Origin of the sequence: Streptomyces lacaronensis (assembly GCF_047337785.1) — a bacterium.
GTDB lineage: Bacteria > Actinomycetota > Actinomycetes > Streptomycetales > Streptomycetaceae > Streptomyces > Streptomyces lycopersici.
The window spans coordinates 3,803,143-3,821,710 of the sequence record NZ_JBLHDK010000003.1; the positions used below are offsets into that span (position 1 = coordinate 3,803,143).

The 18,568-nt window shown below is 65.8% G+C and carries 14 protein-coding genes; 9 read left to right on the plus strand and 5 right to left on the minus strand.

Annotated features, from left to right (window positions below):
• Positions 1-8: 8 nt before the first annotated feature.
• Positions 9-2,450 (minus strand): outer membrane protein assembly factor BamB family protein, encoded by a 2,442-nt coding sequence (locus tag ACMTAK_RS15970; protein ID WP_413806852.1) that lies wholly within the window; start codon positions 2,448-2,450, stop codon positions 9-11.
• Positions 2,451-2,923: 473 nt separating this feature from the next.
• Between ACMTAK_RS15970 and ACMTAK_RS15975 the strand changes: the two genes are divergently transcribed.
• Genes ACMTAK_RS15975 through ACMTAK_RS15985 form a run of 3 tightly spaced genes read left to right on the plus strand, consistent with a single transcriptional unit; the run spans position 2,924 to position 6,376 of the window.
• Positions 2,924-3,364: a hypothetical protein gene (locus tag ACMTAK_RS15975; protein ID WP_413806853.1), complete on the plus strand. Its 441-nt coding sequence runs from the start codon at positions 2,924-2,926 to the stop codon at positions 3,362-3,364.
• Positions 3,365-3,376: 12 nt separating this feature from the next.
• Entirely contained in the window at positions 3,377-5,671 is a 2,295-nt protein-coding gene (locus ACMTAK_RS15980) for a hypothetical protein (protein ID WP_413806854.1), read from the plus strand.
• A 6-nt stretch (positions 5,672-5,677) separates the two neighbouring features.
• Positions 5,678-6,376 (plus strand): hypothetical protein, encoded by a 699-nt coding sequence (locus ACMTAK_RS15985; protein WP_413806855.1) that lies wholly within the window; start codon positions 5,678-5,680, stop codon positions 6,374-6,376.
• 41 nt (positions 6,377-6,417) lie between these two features.
• Here ACMTAK_RS15985 and eccD read toward each other — a convergent pair whose 3' ends face one another.
• Positions 6,418-7,875 carry a type VII secretion integral membrane protein EccD gene (gene eccD / locus ACMTAK_RS15990; protein ID WP_413806856.1) on the minus strand — a complete coding sequence of 486 codons (1,458 nt, stop codon included), beginning with the start codon at positions 7,873-7,875 and terminating at the stop codon, positions 6,418-6,420.
• Between the two features lie 173 nt (positions 7,876-8,048).
• On the opposite strand from eccD, the gene eccCa reads away from it, so the two are divergent.
• From eccCa to ACMTAK_RS16020, 6 genes are all read left to right on the plus strand, one after another.
• A complete protein-coding gene (gene eccCa / locus ACMTAK_RS15995; protein WP_413806857.1) occupies positions 8,049-11,999 on the plus strand; it encodes a type VII secretion protein EccCa in 3,951 nt (1,316 codons plus the stop codon).
• Between the two features lie 164 nt (positions 12,000-12,163).
• The gene (locus ACMTAK_RS16000) at positions 12,164-12,550 is read left to right on the plus strand and encodes a type VII secretion target (protein WP_413806858.1); all 387 of its coding nucleotides are present in this window, start codon (positions 12,164-12,166) and stop codon (positions 12,548-12,550) included.
• 49 nt (positions 12,551-12,599) lie between these two features.
• A complete protein-coding gene (locus tag ACMTAK_RS16005) occupies positions 12,600-12,791 on the plus strand; it encodes a hypothetical protein (RefSeq protein ID WP_413806859.1) in 192 nt (63 codons plus the stop codon).
• Positions 12,776-13,399, plus strand: coding sequence for a hypothetical protein (locus ACMTAK_RS16010; RefSeq protein WP_413806860.1), 624 nt, complete (start codon positions 12,776-12,778; stop codon positions 13,397-13,399). The genes ACMTAK_RS16005 and ACMTAK_RS16010 overlap by 16 nt, the downstream gene beginning before the upstream one ends.
• A 74-nt stretch (positions 13,400-13,473) precedes the next feature.
• Entirely contained in the window at positions 13,474-14,595 is a 1,122-nt protein-coding gene (locus ACMTAK_RS16015; RefSeq protein WP_413806861.1) for a hypothetical protein, read from the plus strand.
• 20 nt (positions 14,596-14,615) lie between these two features.
• Entirely contained in the window at positions 14,616-15,284 is a 669-nt protein-coding gene (locus ACMTAK_RS16020) for a hypothetical protein (protein WP_413806862.1), read from the plus strand.
• A 67-nt stretch (positions 15,285-15,351) separates the two neighbouring features.
• Here the strand turns inward: ACMTAK_RS16020 and ACMTAK_RS16025 are convergent, their stop codons facing one another.
• From ACMTAK_RS16025 to mycP, 3 genes are all read right to left on the minus strand, one after another.
• Positions 15,352-15,648, minus strand: coding sequence for a WXG100 family type VII secretion target (locus ACMTAK_RS16025; protein ID WP_413806863.1), 297 nt, complete (start codon positions 15,646-15,648; stop codon positions 15,352-15,354).
• Between the two features lie 97 nt (positions 15,649-15,745).
• Positions 15,746-16,120: a WXG100 family type VII secretion target gene (locus ACMTAK_RS16030; protein ID WP_256655360.1), complete on the minus strand. Its 375-nt coding sequence runs from the start codon at positions 16,118-16,120 to the stop codon at positions 15,746-15,748.
• A 120-nt stretch (positions 16,121-16,240) separates the two neighbouring features.
• Positions 16,241-17,494, minus strand: coding sequence for a type VII secretion-associated serine protease mycosin (mycP, locus tag ACMTAK_RS16035; protein WP_413806864.1), 1,254 nt, complete (start codon positions 17,492-17,494; stop codon positions 16,241-16,243).
• Positions 17,495-18,568: the final 1,074 nt, after the last annotated feature.

Here is an 18,568-nt window from a genome sequence, read left to right on the forward strand (position 1 = left end):
GCCGTGGCTCAGCTCAACGGCAAGGCGTAGACGCTTCTCCCGCTGGTGACGACGGCCAGGTCGTCTGTCACGGCCACCCGGCGCCGCGTCGCGACGGACCCCTTGTCCGCCGCGGCGCCAAGGTCCATGAAGCGCCACCGCAGGGCGCCGTCCTCGGCGTCGAAAGCGTCGACTTCCACGTCATTCGCCGTGAGCACCGTGCGCCCGGACGGATCCACGGCCGTGTCGGGTGTACGCGCTCCGGACAGCGTCTTCATCGCGAAGGCATAGGTGCGCTGCCACCGCACCTCTCCCGTGGCCGTCGACAGCGCGTGGACCGCGTAGCCTCCGTCGGTGGCGTACACGACCTCGCCGTGCACGACCGGAGCGCCGAAGTCGGCGGTGTGCCCGGATCCGGCCTCGCCCTTGGCCTTCACGCTCCACGCGGAGCCGCCGCCGTCCGCCAGGCCGTACCCGCGCATGGTGTTGGTGACAGCAGCGATGAGGGTGTCGCGGCCGTCGGTGGCCACCCGCCGTCCGGCGGTCACACCCTCATAGGAGCGCCGCCAGCGCCGTGTCCCCCGTTCCCGGTCGAAGGCCAGGAACATCTCGCCCCGCACGACGAGGGCGTCCTCTGTCAGATACCCCTCGTCGAAGCCGACGGGCAGCGGGGCGCGCCAGAGCTCTTCCCGCCCGGTGAGGTCATAGGCGATCACGAAGCCATCGTCGGCCGCGCCGCTCCCCCGACGGGCCGCCGCGAGCCAGACGGTCCCGCCTTCCGCCGCCAGCAGGGCGGCGTACGGAGTGCGTCCACCCGGCCGGAAGCTCTTCGGCCACCACTGGATGTTGCCGGTCTCGGCGGACAGCGCGGCGAGCCCGTCGCCCGGGACCAGGATCAGATCCTTACCGATGGGCAGAAGTCGCCCCCTGGGGCGAACGCCGTCCTGCGTCCAGAGTCGCCTGCCCGTACGGAGGTCGATTCCGGTGACGGCCGCGTCGTTCGCAACGACGGCGATCTTGTCCGACCAGATGAGCGGGGGGTGTGTCGGTGACCCACCGGCGATGTCATGGCGCCACAGCGGTGTGGGCGGGGCACCGGCGAGCCGATGACGGGACTGATTGGCCGCTGCCAGGCGCTCGGCCGGGGTCGGCGGAGGGTCGTCCTCGGCGGTCGCCATCCACATCGCACCGCCGCCGAACGCGAGACCGGCCGAACCAGAGGCGACCCCGACGAGCAGGGCACGCCTGGAAGGCCGTGCGGCGTTCTGCCGAGTCGGACTCCCGGCGACGCTCGCGCCGCCCGACAGGTGAGTCGGCGCATGCGGGGCGCCGGGCGGGTCACCCCGGCCCGCGGAGATGGGGCCGGGCGCGCCCGGTGGCTCTCCCGGGATCGGCGCGCCCTCTTTGAGCGGCGCGCCCACCGCCGACTCCGCTTCCGCCGGCTCGACTTCCGGCTCGACCTCCGATGCCAGCGTCGCCGCGGACTGCTCGGCCAGCGCGACGACCACCGGTGCCGGCAGCCAGCCGGAACTCAGCAGCACCGCCGCCCTGCCGGGGCCCCCGTCCACCGTGGTCGAACCTGGCCCACCGCCCGGCATCGCCGAGGGCGGGCCTACGGACCCGCTTTCGAGGACCGTCGGCGTGGGTCCGGACGGTTCCGCCGTGACGCTCGCCGACATCGGGACCTGCATACCCCGGGTCAGCCCGTCCACCAGCGCCGCCGCCGTCGGCCGCTCCGCCGGGTCCGAAGCCAGACAGGGGAGCACGATGCTCCTCAGCTCCTCCGGCAGATCGCCCACCTCGGGCAGCCGCCGCCCGGTCGACGCATACGCCAGCACCGCGCCCAGCGCGTAGATGTCTCCGAGCGGCCGTGGGCGCCCGCCCGTGGCCTGCTCCGGCGGCAGGGCGTCGGCCGCCAACCCGGAAAGTCCCACTCGACTCTGCCCGTCGGGCCCCGCTGCCCGTACCGCGCCGAAACCTCCCAGCCAGGGCCCGTCACTCGCCACGAACACGTTCTCCGGCGCGATTCCCTCGTGGGTGAAGCCCGCCCGGTGGATCTCCGCCAACGTCTCGGCCAGAGCCGCTCCCAGCGCACGTATGGTCCGGACCGGAAGCGGCCCCCCACACATCTGCATCACACCCGGCAGCGGCAGTATCGGGCGGTACGGAAACGCGCTCCACGGGGGTTCGGGCGCACGGTCGGAGATCTCGACGGGGGCGAGCCGGGCAAGCGGCCAAGCGCCACCGAGCCGTCGGGCGCTCTCCGCCTCCGTGAGGAAGCGGCCCCGATAGGCCGCGTCGTCGGCCAACTCGGCGGAGAGCGTGCTGATCAGCACCGTACGAACCCCGCCGGCGCTGCGAGCGAGAAAGAGACGGGCGGCCACCGTCGGGTCTTCCTCACCAGGAGCCAGCCTGGCGATGATGTGATACGGCCCGAGCCGCCGCGGGTCGTGCTCGCTCAGCGGTTCCATGTCCCCCCAACCCCCACGGTATGCGGAGCACTTCCGTCAGCCGCCGGGGTGAGCCTTCGGAAACGATTTCCCCGACATAGCCGTCGGAGGCGGTGAAGGTCAGGTGGCGGTCCGGTGGCTGCCTGCGTCGATACCGCAGATGCCACAGACGCTCCGCAGCATGCGCCCCGCCACCCTACCTACTCCGACCACAGCAGCCACACGGCAGGTGCACCCCGCAGACGTGGTCGCCTCCAGTTCCTGCCCGACCGATCGGACAGGACTCCCAGCACCAACCATCCGACCTGCGTGCGGTTGGACTCGCGCGAACCATAAGGCCCAGAAAGGCCCAGTACCAAATGGTCATGCGTACCTGCAATTCAGGCCACGAGAACGGCGCACAGAAGGGCTGCAAACAGACACAACCCCTTGCTAGCTTAGCCCTTTACATCAATCACCGGACGCGCTGGCGGTGTTCAGCCACGGGGGGAAATGTGTCATTCGAGGATGAATGGGCCCAGATCAAGTCCGAGGCCGCGGATCGACAGGAAACGCACATGCGCCTCAATCAGGTCGACGGTCCAGGTGGTACCGCCCCGAGTCCTGCGGCCCAGAAGGGAGACCTGAGCGTCAAGGCCAAGGACTTGGCTGCGATCGGTGACGCGGCGTTCAAGCTCTACCAGCGGCTCGACAAGGACGGCGATCACGCCCAGACCACCAGCGCCACAGCGGCCAAAGACCTCAAGGACGACTTCGACATCGGCGGAGCACTGAGCGAAGTCGTCGAAACCTGGCGCAGTCAGGTCAACTCGCTACTTGCCGCCTGCGCTCACATCTCCAATCACCTGGATTACACCAAGAAAGCACATGCAGGCGACGAACAATACATCGCCGCCTCGTTCAGCTACGAAACCCTCGACGAGAACTTCCGCTAGGAGCACAGAGCCATGAAGTTCGAAGCCCTTCTCCACGGAAATTTTTCGTCCCTCGGCAAAGCGGTGACGGACTGGACCGAAATGATCGACAAGCTCGAGTCGCTCAAGTGGGACGCCGAAGAGGTACTGCAAGGACGCGCGAAGAAGGCCGACTGGGCGGGCGAGAATGCCACCGTGACACGCGAGTTCGTCACCAAAACCGCCAAAGAGTTCGGCGACGCCTACAATCAAGCGGTCACCATACGCAATATCCTTCAGGACACCCGAAACGAACTCATCGGCTACCGGGACGAACTCAAGAGGACGATCAGCGCCGCTCAAAAGGAGAAGAACCTCACGGTGGTGCCCAGCGGAAACGGCTGGACGATCCAGATGAACATCCATCCCGATCGAGCCGGAAAAGGGGTTGATCTACCCGAACACAACCACGCCGATATGGAGGACCTGTCCGGCGACATCAAGCGGATCGTCAAGAACGCCACGGAGTCCGACACATCGGCGGCGCAGGTACTCCGTATGCTCACCACACAGAGCCCCTACGGATTCTCCGAGGCGTACTATCAGGACCGCGACCACGCCGCGAAGGCCATCGCCGACGCCGACAAGATCGTCAAATTGGCGAAGAAGGATCCCGGCGACCTCACCAACACGCAACTCGCCCAGATCAACACGGCGCTGGACACCTACAAGGATGACCCACTGTTCGCTGAGCGCTTTGCGACAGGACTGGGGCCCAAAAAGACCCTGGAATTCTGGGCCGGTGTCGCCGACCCTTACCAGGGGAGCTACGATCCCGGCCGCGGCGATATCGCCAAGAAACTCCAGAAAAGCCTGGGCACCACCATCGGCACTGCCACACTGTCCGATAGCAGCGACATGCAGGTATGGGAAAGCAAAATGGTCGAGCTCGGCCCGCAGCGGCTGGAGATCGACCACGCCGGAAATCCGCAGGGTTTCCAGGTCATGAGTAATCTGATGCGATTCGGTGAGTACGACAAGACGTTCCTCACCAACTACGGGAATGATCTCATCGCGTACGACAAGAAGCACAACTCCAAGGACCTCCCCTACTGGACGAGCAATGCGGACACCGCCGATCTCAACTTCTATGGAAAGAGCGACCGCGGCCGCGACCCGATGAATGGCTTCCTCGAGGCCCTGGGCCATAACCCGGAGGCATCGACCGATTTCTTCGCCGCGCCCCCGGGAGAGAACGACACGGTAGACAGGGACTCCGAGGTCAATGAGAACCTGAAGTACCTCACCAAGGAGCGGGTCTGGCGCTCCGACGCTCCCATGGGTGATCCTGACAAGATCGTGGGCTACAACAAGCTCGGTCACGCTCTCGAATCAGCCACCACCGGCTACGCGTACGACGCGCCGGAACTAAACGGAAAGCACCCGATGGTGCCCGGTTCCACTGATCGGAGGACCGCGGAGACCGCCGATGTCATGGAACAGGTCGCCTACATTTACGGCGGCAAGGACGGACCCAAGCTCATCCACGAGCAGGAGGGCATCTCCGACAGTCTCGGCAGGATGGGCGCCGCCTACATCGACGACATCAACAACTCCGTCTCCGGCATCAGCGACAACGCCGGCCACGACCCGAGTGAGTTCCCCGCGAAGTACCAAGGCCGGGCTGAATTCGGCAATCAGGGGGCCATCGACTTCCTCAGCGTTCTGGGTCAGGACGAGAAGTCCCACAGCATCGTCACCGCTGCCGAGCACGTCTACTCTCTCAGCGTCCTCGACGACAGTCCCGCCAACAGCGATGCACACTACCAGCGCGGTAAGGACGCCCTGCTGACGGACGCTGAAGTCCGAGGGATCCTGGACCACTCACGTGTGCAACAGGCCGAGGCCACGTACGGTGCGAATTCGGAGGAGGCCAACAAGTCCATCGCCAAGTCCGGAGAGTGGGGGAAGTACCTCATTGGGACCGGTGTCGCCGCGGGCGTCGCGATGGTCCCCGTCCCCGGCTCCACCGGTGCGGCCATCGCCCTGGCCCCCGTGGCCACCGAGGCCGCTGGTGAGATGCTGAACACGTTCCTCGGCCAAAAGGTCGACGAAGCGGTGGACGGTGCGAACAGCGACCCCACAGAACAGACCCAGGACGCGAGAAGGAAGTTTTTCGCGGCAGGCGCCGACGACATGGGCAAGGCATACGACCAGTACTTCAAAGACTCTCGATTCGCGGACAAGGCCGATGACGACGACTTGGACCGCGATCTCAAGGATATGTACTACGGGACCGGACCGAACGAGGACAAATACCGCGGGCGACCTCCCTACAAGAAGGACTGACCACCAGTGCACGCTTCTCTGAAGTCCTCCCAAGAACCTCGGCTCAAGCCACTGGCGCGCGGGACGCTTCTCATCGCTTCGGTCTCCCTCCTCGTACTCACCAGTGCGTGCTCAAACTCGGACGGCGACCGGGAAGAGGCAAACGAGGGGAAACCGAAGGGGCTGTCGGCCACGAAAGTGTGCGACGCGTCGATCACCGGGCAAGCAGCGCAGGATCTGCGCAAGCTCACCGGCGCGGACACCTTCGAACAGACTGACGAGGCCAAGCTCAAGAGTGCTGCCGAGAAGCTCACGTCATCGTCGAGCACCGTTCGAAACGCCTGTGAGATCTACCTTCCCGACGCGAGTAGCCCAGCCGTACAGATCGACTTCTCCCGGCGGACCGAGCACCCAACACGTAGCAGCTTCGAGTCGAGCGACGCGGATGAGTGGACCGTCTTCCCCATCGCGCGGCACGCCCGCGCGTCGGGCAGCGGGGCGGACATCTACTTCTCTTGCCCGGCCAAGAACAAGGACGTTCCGGACCTGATCCACGGAAGTCTGCGCAGCTCGAAGTCCTCACTTTCCGAGAAGAACACCGACTTCGCAAGGATATCGATTCTGAATTCCGTGTCGCGGAACCTCGCCAATGCCCTGGGCTGCTCGGAGGAGTCGCAACTGCCGGAGAAAGTGCCGGTCTCGTCGGAGCGTTGGACGAAACATTGAGGACACTTCGAGGAAGCTGTCCTCAATTGTGACCAGAAGCGTCAGCCACTGGTCAGGCTCCGTGCCGAGCTGTAGACGTCCAACACGGCGAGGCACAGGGGCACCAGGGCGAGCAGGAAGGCGCTCTCGGCCAGGTCGGACAGACGTCCCCAGAAGGGCGACAGGCCGTTCTTCGGAATGATCAGCGCGACAGCGATGATCAACCCGGCGCCCACGGTCACGGCAGCGACGAGCCAGATCGTACGAATGTCCAGCGGGCCGCGGTCGTTCTCGGTCAGGAGCTTGAGAACCGCGTCGGCCGGCGGATTCAGCGACAGCCCCAGGACGAGCAGGGCGAGGGCGAGCAGACCCGCGCCGAGGACGGCTGCGACCTGGGCGGTGTAGCGGAAGAGGCGGGCGCGCAGCAGCATCGCCAGACCGGCCGCGAGCGCGAGGAGCTGCGCCCACGCACCATCGGAGAAGCCCAGGACCGCAGCGGCACCGACGACGACGGCCGAGCAGCCACCGACCATGCCCAGCAGCATCTCGTGGCCGCGACGGGTCTGGGCGGCGATGCGGTGGATGTCAAGGGGCTCGGCGTCCGGACCGGCGTCGAGCTCATCGGCCGAGGAGTGTGGTGCGTCGTAACCGATGGGCAGACGAGCGACTCGAGCCGACAGACCTGGCAGGAACGCGATCACTCCGATCGCGACGACGGCACACACTGCGGCCGTCTCGGTGGCCCCGGTATCGGTGACGATCTCGCAGAAGGTGGCGAGGGTCCCGACGCTCGCCGCGAACACGGCGGCGACGAACGGAGCGTCGCCGCCGGGCATGACGACGACCAGGACGGCCGAGCCGACGAGCACAGTGACGCAGCCGAGCAGGAACTGGAGCCGTCCGACGCCCTCCCCCGCGTCCAGGGCCAGGATCCCCGATCCAGCGATCATGAGATGGGGAAGGGCGGACATGCCGAGGGCTATGGCGGAGGCTCGGTCCTCGTACACCCGTGCCCGCACCCCCGCGAGGGAAGTCAGCAACACGCCGACGGCGGCGGCGATGACACCCGGGAGGCCGTGCATGTCGTGCTTGACCGGATCGGCGAACCAGAGCACGAAGCCCATGAGGATGAGCAGCAGCGCCCCTCCGAGCAGCCCGGCGGCCCGCAGGAACCGGTCGTTCCACAGCGTGCGGTCGCGTGTGACCGCGGAGGCGATCGCATCGGACACATCGTCGTAGACGGCGGGGGGCAGTGACTCGGCGAAGGGCCGCAGGGCCAGCAGTTCCCCGTCCAGAACCTGCTGGGCCAGGAGAGAGCGGCCGCTGTCCAGGACCGTGCCGTCGCGTCGCACCAGGTGATATCCGGTAGGAGCGCCAGCCGGCTGTGTCTGCCCCGTCAGACGCAGAATTTCCGGGTAAACGTCGGCGACAGGGATGTCCTCCGGAAGGGCGACATCGATCCGGCTGTCGGGCGCGACGACGGTCACCCTGCAGAAACCGGTTGTTGCGGACGTACTCACGTGTAAGGCCCCCTGGTTCGGTCTGCGACTCGCCGGTGTCATGCGCGCGGCGGCCACCCTACCGGGGCTCAGGGGCCGATACGTCGATAGGATCGCTGACTCGCGGAGGGAGGCCGTCGCCACGGGGGTGCCGGACGAGAACTGTCCCTCCGTACGGAGGGATGAGGGATCCGGTGAGCCAGGTCGTCGTCAAGCGCCAGCCACGGGCTCTGCCGCCCGAGGTGCCGACCGAGGAACTCCGCCTCGAGCCACCCCCGGAGCTGCCGCGCGGCCAGCAAGAAGGCATGCTGATGCAGCTGCTGCCGACGCTTGGCATGGGCTCGTCGATGGTCTACTTCTTCATGCCGGGCGCCGCCCCGATGATGAAGATCATGGGCGTGATGATGATGTTCTCCACGCTCGCCATGACCATCGCCATGATCACGCGGCATCGGCAGGGCTCTCAGGGCCAGCGGGCGGACATGCGCCGCGACTACCTCAAGTACCTCGCGCAGACGCGCCGAACAGTACGGCGCACCGCCCGGCGGCAGCGCGACGCCCAGTTCTATCTGCACCCCGCCCCGGAGCAGCTGTGGGCGATCGTCGCCGAAGGCAGCCGGGTGTGGGAACGGCGGCTGACCGACGACGACTTCGTGCAGGTGCGGCTCGGGCTGGGCACGCAGCAGCTCTCCACTCCCCTGATCGCCCCCGAGACCGCCACCGTGGACGAGCTGGAGCCGCTGACGGCAGGCGCGATGCAGCGCTTCCTCGCCACCCAGGGGTCGCTGGACAACCTGCCCATGGCGGTGTCGCTGCGCGCCTTCTACCACATGACCGTGTCCGGGGCTCCGGAGCAGGTGCACGGGATCGCCAGGGCGCTGATCGCCCAACTGGCCACCCTGCACTCACCGGAAGACCTCGTCATCGCGACGGTCGCCTCGCCCGGCGCGGCGGAGCAGTGGGAGTGGACGAAGTGGCTCCCCCACTCCCAGGTGCCGGGGTCCTTCGACGGCGCCGGCTCGCGGCGGCTGTTCGGCGACTCCCTCGCCGAGGTGGAGGAGCTGCTGCGGGGGCGGCTGGAAGGCCGTACCCGCTTCAGCAGGGAGGGGCAGCCGCTGCTCGACCAGCCGCATCTGGTGCTCGTGCTGGACGGAGCGATGGTGCCACCGGACTCGGCGTTCGCGGCGCCCGAGGGTCTACAGGGCGTCACCGTCATCGAGGTCCTGGCGGGCGAACTCGACGAGCCGCGCGGCGGTCTGTCGATCGTCGTCCGGCCGGGCAAGCTACAACTGGAGTCGCAGGTCGCCGGGTACGACGGGACCCCCGACTCGCTGTCCGTGGAAGCGGCGGAGGCACTCGCCCGGCAGCTCGCGCCGCTGCGCATGGGTGGGGACGACGACGATGAGCCACTGCTCGCCAACCTCGACTTCACCGAGCTGCTGGGGCTGGGCGACGCCGGTTCGGTGGACGTCTCCCGCACTTGGCGGCCCCGCTCGCTGGCCGAGCGGCTGCGGGTGCCGATCGGCGTCTCGGAGGACGGCTCCCCGGTCATGCTGGACCTCAAGGAGGCGGCTCAGGAGGGTATGGGCCCACACGGTCTGTGTGTCGGCGCGACAGGCTCGGGTAAGTCGGAACTGCTGCGGACACTGGTGCTGGGGCTGGCGGTCACGCATTCGTCCGAAACTCTCAACTTCGTCCTCGCGGACTTCAAGGGCGGCGCCACCTTCGCGGGTATGTCGGAGCTGCCTCATGTGGCCGCGGTCATCACCAACCTCGCCGATGACCTCACGCTGGTCGACCGCATGCGCGACTCGATCACCGGTGAACTACAGCGCCGTCAAGAGCTGCTGCGTTCGGCGGGTAATTACGCGAACATGCACGACTACGAGAAGGCACGGGCGGCCGGGGCCCCACTGGAGCCCCTGGCATCACTCGTTCTGGTGATCGACGAGTTCAGCGAGCTGTTGACGGCGAAGCCGGACTTCATCGAGATGTTCATCCAGATCGGCCGTATCGGCCGATCGCTGGGTGTGCATCTGCTGCTCGCCTCACAGCGACTGGAGGAGGGCCGCCTGCGCGGTCTGGAGACGTACCTCTCCTATCGCATCGGTCTGCGCACCTTCTCCGCCGCCGAGTCCCGTACGGCCCTGGGCGTGCCGGACGCGTACCACCTTCCCTCCGTGCCCGGCTCCGGCTACCTGAAGTTCGGTACGGATGAGATGACCCGCTTCAAGGCGGCGTACGTCTCCGGCACGTACCGCACGGGCCCCGCGCAATTCGACAGCGCGTCCCTGCCCGTCGAGCGCCGGCCGGTCCTGTTCACGGCCGCCCCGGTCCCGGTGACGTACGCCGCCCTGGACCCGGAGCGGCTGACCGCCCCGGTTCGGCCCGAGGACGACGCGCTGGCGGAGACGGTCCTCGACGTCATCGTGAGCCGTCTGGAGGGTCAAGGTCAGCCCGCCCACCAGGTCTGGCTGCCTCCCCTGGACGAGGCACCTTCCATGGACGAACTGCTGCCGCCGCTGGCACCCACGCGGGAGCGGGGTCTACAGTCGGCGGACTACGCTAGGCCGGGCGGTCTCGTCGTGCCCTTGGGCCTCATCGACAAGCCGTTCGAGCAGCGGCGCGACATCCTCTACCGCGACTTCTCCGGCGCCGCGGGCCATATGCTCGTGGTGGGCGGCCCGCAGTCCGGCAAGTCCACCTTGATGCGCACGCTGGTCACGGGCTTCGCCCTCACCCACACCCCCGCCGAGGTGCAGTTCTACGGACTCGACTTCGGTGGCGGAGGTATGAGCGCCATCGCGGACCTTCCCCATGTGGGCGGGGTCGCCTCCCGTCTGGACCCCGAGAAGGTGCGGCGGACCATCGCCGAGGTCTCCGGTGTTCTGGCCCGGCGGGAGGAGTACTTCCGCGCCAAGAACGTCGACTCCATCGGCACCTACCGACGCCAGCGAGCTGCCGGACAACATGCCGACCAGGGCTGGGGCGATGTCTTTCTCGTCATCGACGGCTGGGGCAACTTCAAGGCCGAGTACGACATGCTGGAAGGTGTCGTCACCGACATCGCCGGCCGAGGACTCGGTTACGGCGTCCATGTGGTCATCACCGCCTCCCGCAACATGGAGGTCCGCGCATCGCTGAAGGACCAGCTGCTCAACCGGTTGGAGCTGCGCCTCGGTGACACAATGGACTCGGAGTTCGACCGCAAGGTCGCCGCGAACGTTCCGGTCGGTGTCCCCGGCCGCGGTCAACTCCCGGAAAAGCTCCACTTCATGGGCGCTCAGCCGCGTATCGACAAGGGCCACGACCCCGACACGATGACGGATGCGACGACTGAACTGGTCCGCGCAGTAAGCGCGGCTTGGTCCGGGCCGCCCGCCCCGCGCGTGCGGCTGCTCCCGCGCAAGCTCCGCGCGGATGAGCTTCCCAAGGGCTTCGAATACCCGCAACACGGCATTGCGATCGGCATCGACGAGACAAATCTGGAACCGGTATTCGTCGATTTCGAGACCGACCCGTTCTTTGTCATCTTCGGTGAAAGCGAGTCGGGCAAGACATCGCTCATCCGCCTGATCGCCAAGCAGATCATCGAGCGGTACGGCCCGGACGAAGCGAAGATCGTGGTCGGCGACTACCGCCGTTCCCTGCTCGGTGTCATCCCGGACAGCCATCTCCTTGAGTACGCCCCGATCGCGTCCGCCCTGGAGCTCCACGCCAACGCGCTGCACGGGCTGATGGAACGGCGCGCCCCCAAGCCGGACATCACCCCGCAGCAGCTCCGCGACCGCAGCTGGTGGACCGGCCCTCAGTTCTTCGTCATAATCGACGACTACGAACTGGTTTCCACCAGCAGCGGCAACCCGCTGGCAGTCCTCACCGAGAACCTGCCGTTCGCCCGCGATGTCGGCATGCGTTTCATCATCGCCCGCAATTCCGCGGGCGCCTCCCGTTCAATGTTCGAAACCTTCATGCAGCGCGTGAAGGAACTCGGCGCCCAGGGCATGGTGCTCTCCGGCGACCCCGGCGAGGGCGACGTCTTCGGCGGAGTCCGCCCCCGCCCCATGCCGCCCGGCCGCGGTTTCTTCGTCTCCCGTAAGCGCGGGGTACCGCTGACCCAGGTGGGGTGGCTGCCGGAGCAATAGGACCGCACGTGCGGGGCTGCGGTCCGCGCAGCCCCCTGCTAGCTTGACGTCTGAAGTCAAGCAAGCAGGCTCGCTTTGCGGCCTGAGCCACAGGGGGAAACATGTCGTTCAAGGATGAATGGGCTGAGATCAGGTCCGAAGCCGCAAAGCAGTAGGAATCCCATATGCGGCTCAATCAGCTCGACGACGGCAATGGCGGCCGGGGAGTTCCCCAGAAGAAGCTGAAGGTCACCGCTTCAGTGTTGCGAAGCAAGGCGGGCAAAGTCGACCACGTGAGCACCGGCTTTGCCAAAGCGGACAATGAGACCAAGGCCGAGACCGGTCAGGTGAAGGCGAGTCTCAAGGGCCTCGACTCCGCGGCGGCTTTCGCTACATTCCAGGAGCGGTGGCGGGAGCAGATGCGTTACGCCCAGGGTCTCCTGTCACAGGGGCTGGCTGGTCCGTTGAGGGATGCGGCCACGCACTTCGAGGTGACCGACAAGGGCGTCGGCGAGCAGATCGACCGAGGGAAGAAGAAGCAGGGCGGCGGCCAGGACAAGGTCGCCAGGTAGCACCTGCCCTCCCCCGGAACGACGATCCAAGCTCAAGGCGGAAGCACTTATGGTCACCTATCACTCCCTCATCACCGTCGACCACACCCCACTCACCGAAGCGGTCAGCAAATGGCGCACCCTGCCGGGGAAGTTCCGGCAGGTCGGCACGAATCTGCGCACTGATGTGCAGACACCCCCGACCAACTCGGATTGGGCGGGCGAAGCAGCGGATTCGGCTTTCAAGTGGCCTGGGCTCTGACACAGGACGGCAACGGCCGGAAGGAAGGATTCTCCGCCGACGAGTACAACAGCACCAAGGACGCCAAGGCGGGGAGCGAGCAGGCAGCCAAGGACCTCAAAGAGGTCGAGAAGCTGGTGCGGTCCAAGAAGAACCTCAGCCCTACCGAGATCGCCCGGGCGAACACGCTCCTCTCCCGGCACGAGGGCGACCCCTACTTTTCCGAGAAGTTCGCCACCGACCTCGGCACGAAAGAGACTCTGGAATTCTGGCAGCACGTCACGACCGGCCAGCAATTCGGCGACGAACGCACCAAAAACCTGGAGAAACTCCAGAAGTCGCTGGGCTACACCCTCGCCACCGCCTCTCACTCCAACAGCGATGCGATGAAGCAGTGGAAGAAGGACGTCATCAAGCTGGGGCCCCAGCGTGTCATGGACACCGACTGGGAGGCCGGGACGAGCACGCCAGGGTCGTATGGCTTCCAGGTGATGAGCAGCCTGCTGCGGTACGGCGAGTACGACAAGGACTTCCTCGTCGACTACGGCAAGGGCTATCCCGGTCCGCACAGCAGGACGGCCGCACCGGCGGCCTCTTCGAGTTCGACCGCAAGCACAAGGACGACCTGAAGGATCTCTACTGGCCCGACGGATACGAGACGTACGTCAACTTCGGTGAGGACAATGACCACGGAGTCGATCCCATGGCGGGCTACATGGAGTCGCTTGGGCATAATCCCGAAGCGGCCCAGACAATTTTCCACCGCGACCGCGTTGAACAGGATGAGAAGGTCCCGCCGAACGACGATCTCATGTATCTCCTCAAAGAGCGCAAATGGCTGAACGGGAACTTCTACGCCGACGACGGCAAGGGCTACGGCTACGACGAACTGGGGCACGCCTTCGAGGCTGCCGCGCTGGGCCATCCGTATGACCAGCCCGAGTTGGGCCTCCACCGCAACCCCGCCAGCGTCAATGTCGCGACACAGCTGATCAGCGTTGTCGGCGACAACTCCGGCATCCTCGCGGACAAGCACGGCCTCAGTGACAGCCTGGCCCGCGTCGGCGCCGGATACATCGACAATCTGGACTGGGCCACGGCCAACCACGGTGATGCCGAATCGGGGTCGAAGACCCGCGACGCGGCTTTCGGTGCTCTCGGCCCGTCCGATATCTCCGTCGCCAATGAAACAGCCAAGAACTTCCTGTCGGCGGTCGGCAGGGATGACGGCGGCTACCAGATTCTCTCCGCGGCCCAGCACGACTTCACGACAAACGTTCTCAAGGCCCACCCGAATGCGGACGACTCTCTCACTCTGGCTCTGGGCAGCGGTGCGGAGACGCAGGGCATCCTGGACGAGGCCCGCTCGGACGCCATCATGAGCGACGCGAATGACAGCAAAGAGGAGAAGGCGAGGAAGCTGTCGGAGGCGGGAGAGTGGCAGAAGTACCGGACCAGTACCGGAATCTCCACCGTCACCAGCCTCGTCACCGTGCCGTTCGAGGCGGCCCGGGCAACGCCTTTCGTCACGCCCTTCGTGGACGCCGCCACCGGTGCAATCGACACCCAGACGGGCATCAACATCGACCGGGAGATCGAGAAACAGCAGAAGGAGTTTGACGCCAAGGTCGACGCGGACGCTCACAACATGCAGAAGAAGTTCGTCGAAGCGAGCCAGCGTCGTTCGGTCAACCCACTCGATGCCTATATCGCCGCCCACCCCGGTCTCGACGACAGCGCTTGGTACAACCAGGCCAGCGAGCGCGTAAAGGCTGGCTACATCCGTGGCGTGGGGGACGCCCAGCTGACCGGGAGCGGCAGCTAATGGAGCCGACAGGAGAGATCGTGCCACGCAATTTTCGTCTGACTCTTGGGCGTCTGGCGGCCCTCGCCTGCACGTCCGTGATCGCCGTCACAGGCTGTGGCGGTGGCGACGACGAATCCGGGACGTCGAAGCCGACTGCGGCGAAGCCGACCTCCGGCGCCGGGCTCATTCCTGTCGCCCAAGCCTGCGGCGGCCTGTTCGACGATGCCATCGCGAAGGAGGCCCGGGAGCCGAACGGACCCAGCAAGGTCTATCCGGTCAAAACCAAGAGCACCGACCAAGTCGCGAAGGCATTGCACGAGGAGCCGGCCAGGAGAAGCACGCCCGAGGACCTCTGTACCTTGACGGACAAGGCCGACGGGAAGGAGTTGCTCGCCATCACCGTGGCGTGGACTCCTCACTCACCTCCGTCGGGCCAGTCGGTGCACTACACGACCACTGTCGGTCCCGAGGACGCAGGCAGGCTTCTCGTTGCGTGTGATGTCGGCAGCGGCGGCGCAAAGGGATCGGGAGAAGACCGTTCCCTGGAGTTCGCCATGCGCGACTACTTCACTGTCAGCGACCACTCGCACGCCAAGCTGCTCATCGCCTTGGCGAAACGGATAACGTCGGATTTGGACTGCCGGGAAGATCCCGAATATCCGGATCCGAAGGTTGTGGCACCGCCGCCGAAACGGGGACTGCGGTAGAACGTGAACATGGGGGTGGGCAACCGCTGAAGCGGTTGCCCACCCCCATGTTCTTGCGACCGCAGCCTCAGATGGTGATGTCCTGGAACAGCTGGGCCGACTTCTTGTCGGTCGCGTGGTAGTCCATGCTGCCGGTCCTGACCTTGGTCGCGACCTCTTTGAGCGTGCTCTCGATGTGGTTGGCGCGCGTCTTGAACTGCCGCTCGGCGGCCAGCATCATCTGGTGAGCCTCGCCCTCCCAACCACCGGTGACAGCCTTGACCGCGGCGATGATGGCCTCGATCTGCTGGCTCACCACCCTGGCACCGCGCTCGAGGTCACCGGCGGTGTCCTCGAGTGAGTTGTATGTGACTTTGATGTCCATCCCGTCATCGGACACTTATGCTCCACCCCTCATGGTGTCTTGATGGTTGTCGATCGTTTCGGCCGCAAGGGCCTGCCGTGATGGCGCCCTCAACCGACTAGAACTGGTCGACCTTGCTGTGGGCCAGGCCATCCGCACCGCTGCCGAGGTGCCCGCCCGCCGCGCTGCCATTGACGTCAACGCTGCGGAGCTGCGATGCGATCTCGGTGTCGTTGGCACCGCCGGAACGGTGCGTGAGCTGCACCGCTTCGTGGATGTTGACGATCAGCTGTCGCAGGGCCTCATGATCCTCGTTGAGGCTCATCTGCGCCCGCCGGAACGCGCTTCCACCCTGACCGGTCCACGCCGCCTCCACCGTGTCGATGGCGTTGATCAGCGTGCGCAGGTTCTGCGAGAGGTCCTCGCTGACGCGGCCGAGGTCGCCCTCGAACTTCTTGAAATGTGCGTCGCTTATCCGCTGCGAGCCCGACATCTTTCCACCTTCCCCCATGATGTGTTGGTGAGCCGAGCTGGGGATTCTTTCGTCAGCTCACCGCTCTGTGGAGTTTCCTACCCGACATGGCAGGAAGCGTATAGCTGTTGTTGGTGCTGGTTACGGCCTGGCCATCGTTCCACCACGACGCCGTACGACAGTGAAGGCGACCGCGGCCCCGACGACCACGACAACACCCGCACCCAAGGCGACCCAGAGCGTCGTGTTACCGCCGTCGTCGCTCGCCTTGGCCTCCGCTGCGGGTTTCTTAGCGGCTTGCTCATCCGATGCGGGAGGCTGTGAGGCATCCCCTGCCGACTTAGACGCCGACTCGGAAGGCTTTGGTTTCGTCGCTCCCTCACGAGCAAGCAACGGATTGGTGTTGGCCGGCCCCGGGTCCCCTTCGCCATCGAGGAGCACCTTGCGAGGCCGGACCGAGCCATACCCGAGGTAACTGCTTGGGACGTCACCGGCCTTGGGCTTCGCGGCGGTCTGCATCATGACGCGGAGGACCTGGTTGTTGGTCCACTTGGGGTGCTTGGACCAGATCAGGGCGGCGGAGGCGGAGGTGATGGCGGCTGCATCGCTGGTTCCGTGCGTCATGCAGACCGACTCGATGTCCTTACACCGCACGGGGATCTTGTCTCCGACCGCCACCAAACCGACCTGATCACCGGTCGTTGAAAATTTGGCCACCTTGCCTGTGCGATCAATGGCGCCTACGCCAACGACACCGGGAAGCACCGAAGGGTATTCGGAATGGTTCTCCTTGTCACCGGCGTTTCCAGTTGCCGCAAAAATCAAGGCTCCCTTTTTGAGGGCGTAGTTCACGGCACTCTGAGTTTTGGAGAAGTATGCAGGAAGTCCCGTCACTCCGAGCGAAACGTTCAAGACTTTCGCCCCGTGATCAACAGAATATTTAATGGCTTTTGCCATCACTGATCCGACGGATTCCGACTTCATGTCGATGAGTGATGCTTTCACCGGCAAAATTTTCGCCTCAGGTGCCAGCCCCTGAATGCCACCGCCTTTACCGGTACCTGCGATAAGGCCTGCCATATTAGTACCGTGCCCGTTGGGATCGTCATTGGGATCGGTAGCCTTATCAGAGGCGTCTATACCGTCGAGGACCCGACCTTGGAGCTCTGGCAGTGAATCATCCACGCCAGTGTCGATGACGGCGACAGTGACCCCTTTGCCCTTACTCACCTTCCACATGTCGTCGGCCTGCATGTCCTTCAGATACCACTGCTGAGAGCTGATGTCCTGTGCAGCTGCCGCGGGCGCAATACCACCCACCACCATGAGGCTGGCTCCGAGTGTCGCCAGAGCCGCCAGAGAGCGCCGCCGCGCTCCGTACTTCTGAAATGGCATAGGTAAGTGCTCTCCTCGGCATTGCACAGGGATCTGTCGATCTACTCGATGACCGGCGGGACCGTGTCACGCCGTCCACCCGACCAACTCTCTTCGTCTTCCTGAAGGTAATCGGGCCTGGAGCCGGAGGGCTCCGAGCAGTTCGGGGCTGCCCTACCAGACCGCGGCATCGACTCAGACTCCTCCTGGTTACCGCGCACAAGCCCGGATCCGCCTGGGGTGAAATCGGACTGTGTTCCGCGTGCAGAACGCCTACCGCTGATGGAACCTCCCGACTCCGAGGCGAGCCGCCGACCCTGGCCGCCGCTGCTCCCGGGCGCGTGCGCACCCCCAACAGCAGGCACACCCCCCGTGCCCAGGGGACCACGCCTCGGAGGGATGCCATGTTCGTCTCCGACGACCGTGCCCTTCGGCAGACGCTGCCCATTCGCGTTGTTCGGTCCTCGTGGACTGTCCACGGTGCCACCCGGCTCTGAGGCGAGCCGTCGGCCCGGCCCGCCGTTCGCAGGCGAAGGCGTGCCTTTGAAGCCGTGCGTCGCGGGTCCCATCGGCCCACGCCTCATGAGCCCTTGCTCTTCTCCGATAACCCTGCCTCGGGGAATCCGGGGAGTGTTGGTCTGCCCCGGTGGGCGAGCCTGTTGCCCGCCGTGAATGCCGTCAGGCAACCCGGTTCGAGGAAGGCTCGTCGGCCGAGGCTGCTTTACGGCGCCCTGGTAGGGGCCAATGGGCTCTCGTACAGGCTTCCCCCCACCTCGCATCGGCGGCGGAGCGCTAGGCAAAAGCGGCCGGGGGCCGTTGGGCACCACAGGGGTCGGTTGCCGCTCCGGCATATTAGGCGGTGAAGCTGGATGCCTGGTCTTGTCGATGACCTCAGGTGAAGGCAGAGTGTCCGTGGAGTCGATAGTCGTATGCGCATCCGGCATCGTGCCCGGATCCACTACGGGTCCATGTGTGCCAGCGCCATCAGCCCCCAAGGGCTTCTGCGAATGAGCAGCAGTGATCGGTGACGAGGTACCGGCGGCGGTTCCACCGCCAGTCGTTTCCTCTCCCGACCCCCCTTGAGGCCCAGAGTCG

Excerpts from the sequence above, each read along its gene's own strand:
- ACMTAK_RS15980 (WP_413806854.1), top strand. The coding sequence starts at position 3,377 with ATGAAGTTCGAAGCCCTTCTCCACGGAAATTTTTCGTCCCTCGGCAAA.
- ACMTAK_RS16030 (WP_256655360.1), bottom strand. The coding sequence starts at position 16,120 with ATGTCGGGCTCGCAGCGGATAAGCGACGCACATTTCAAGAAGTTCGAG.
- ACMTAK_RS16025 (WP_413806863.1), bottom strand. The coding sequence starts at position 15,648 with ATGGACATCAAAGTCACATACAACTCACTCGAGGACACCGCCGGTGAC.
- ACMTAK_RS15970 (WP_413806852.1), bottom strand. The coding sequence starts at position 2,450 with ATGGAACCGCTGAGCGAGCACGACCCGCGGCGGCTCGGGCCGTATCAC.
- ACMTAK_RS16005 (WP_413806859.1), top strand. The coding sequence starts at position 12,600 with ATGGTCACCTATCACTCCCTCATCACCGTCGACCACACCCCACTCACC.
- mycP (WP_413806864.1), bottom strand. The coding sequence starts at position 17,494 with ATGCCATTTCAGAAGTACGGAGCGCGGCGGCGCTCTCTGGCGGCTCTG.
- ACMTAK_RS16000 (WP_413806858.1), top strand. The coding sequence starts at position 12,164 with ATGCGGCTCAATCAGCTCGACGACGGCAATGGCGGCCGGGGAGTTCCC.
- ACMTAK_RS16015 (WP_413806861.1), top strand. The coding sequence starts at position 13,474 with ATGGCGGGCTACATGGAGTCGCTTGGGCATAATCCCGAAGCGGCCCAG.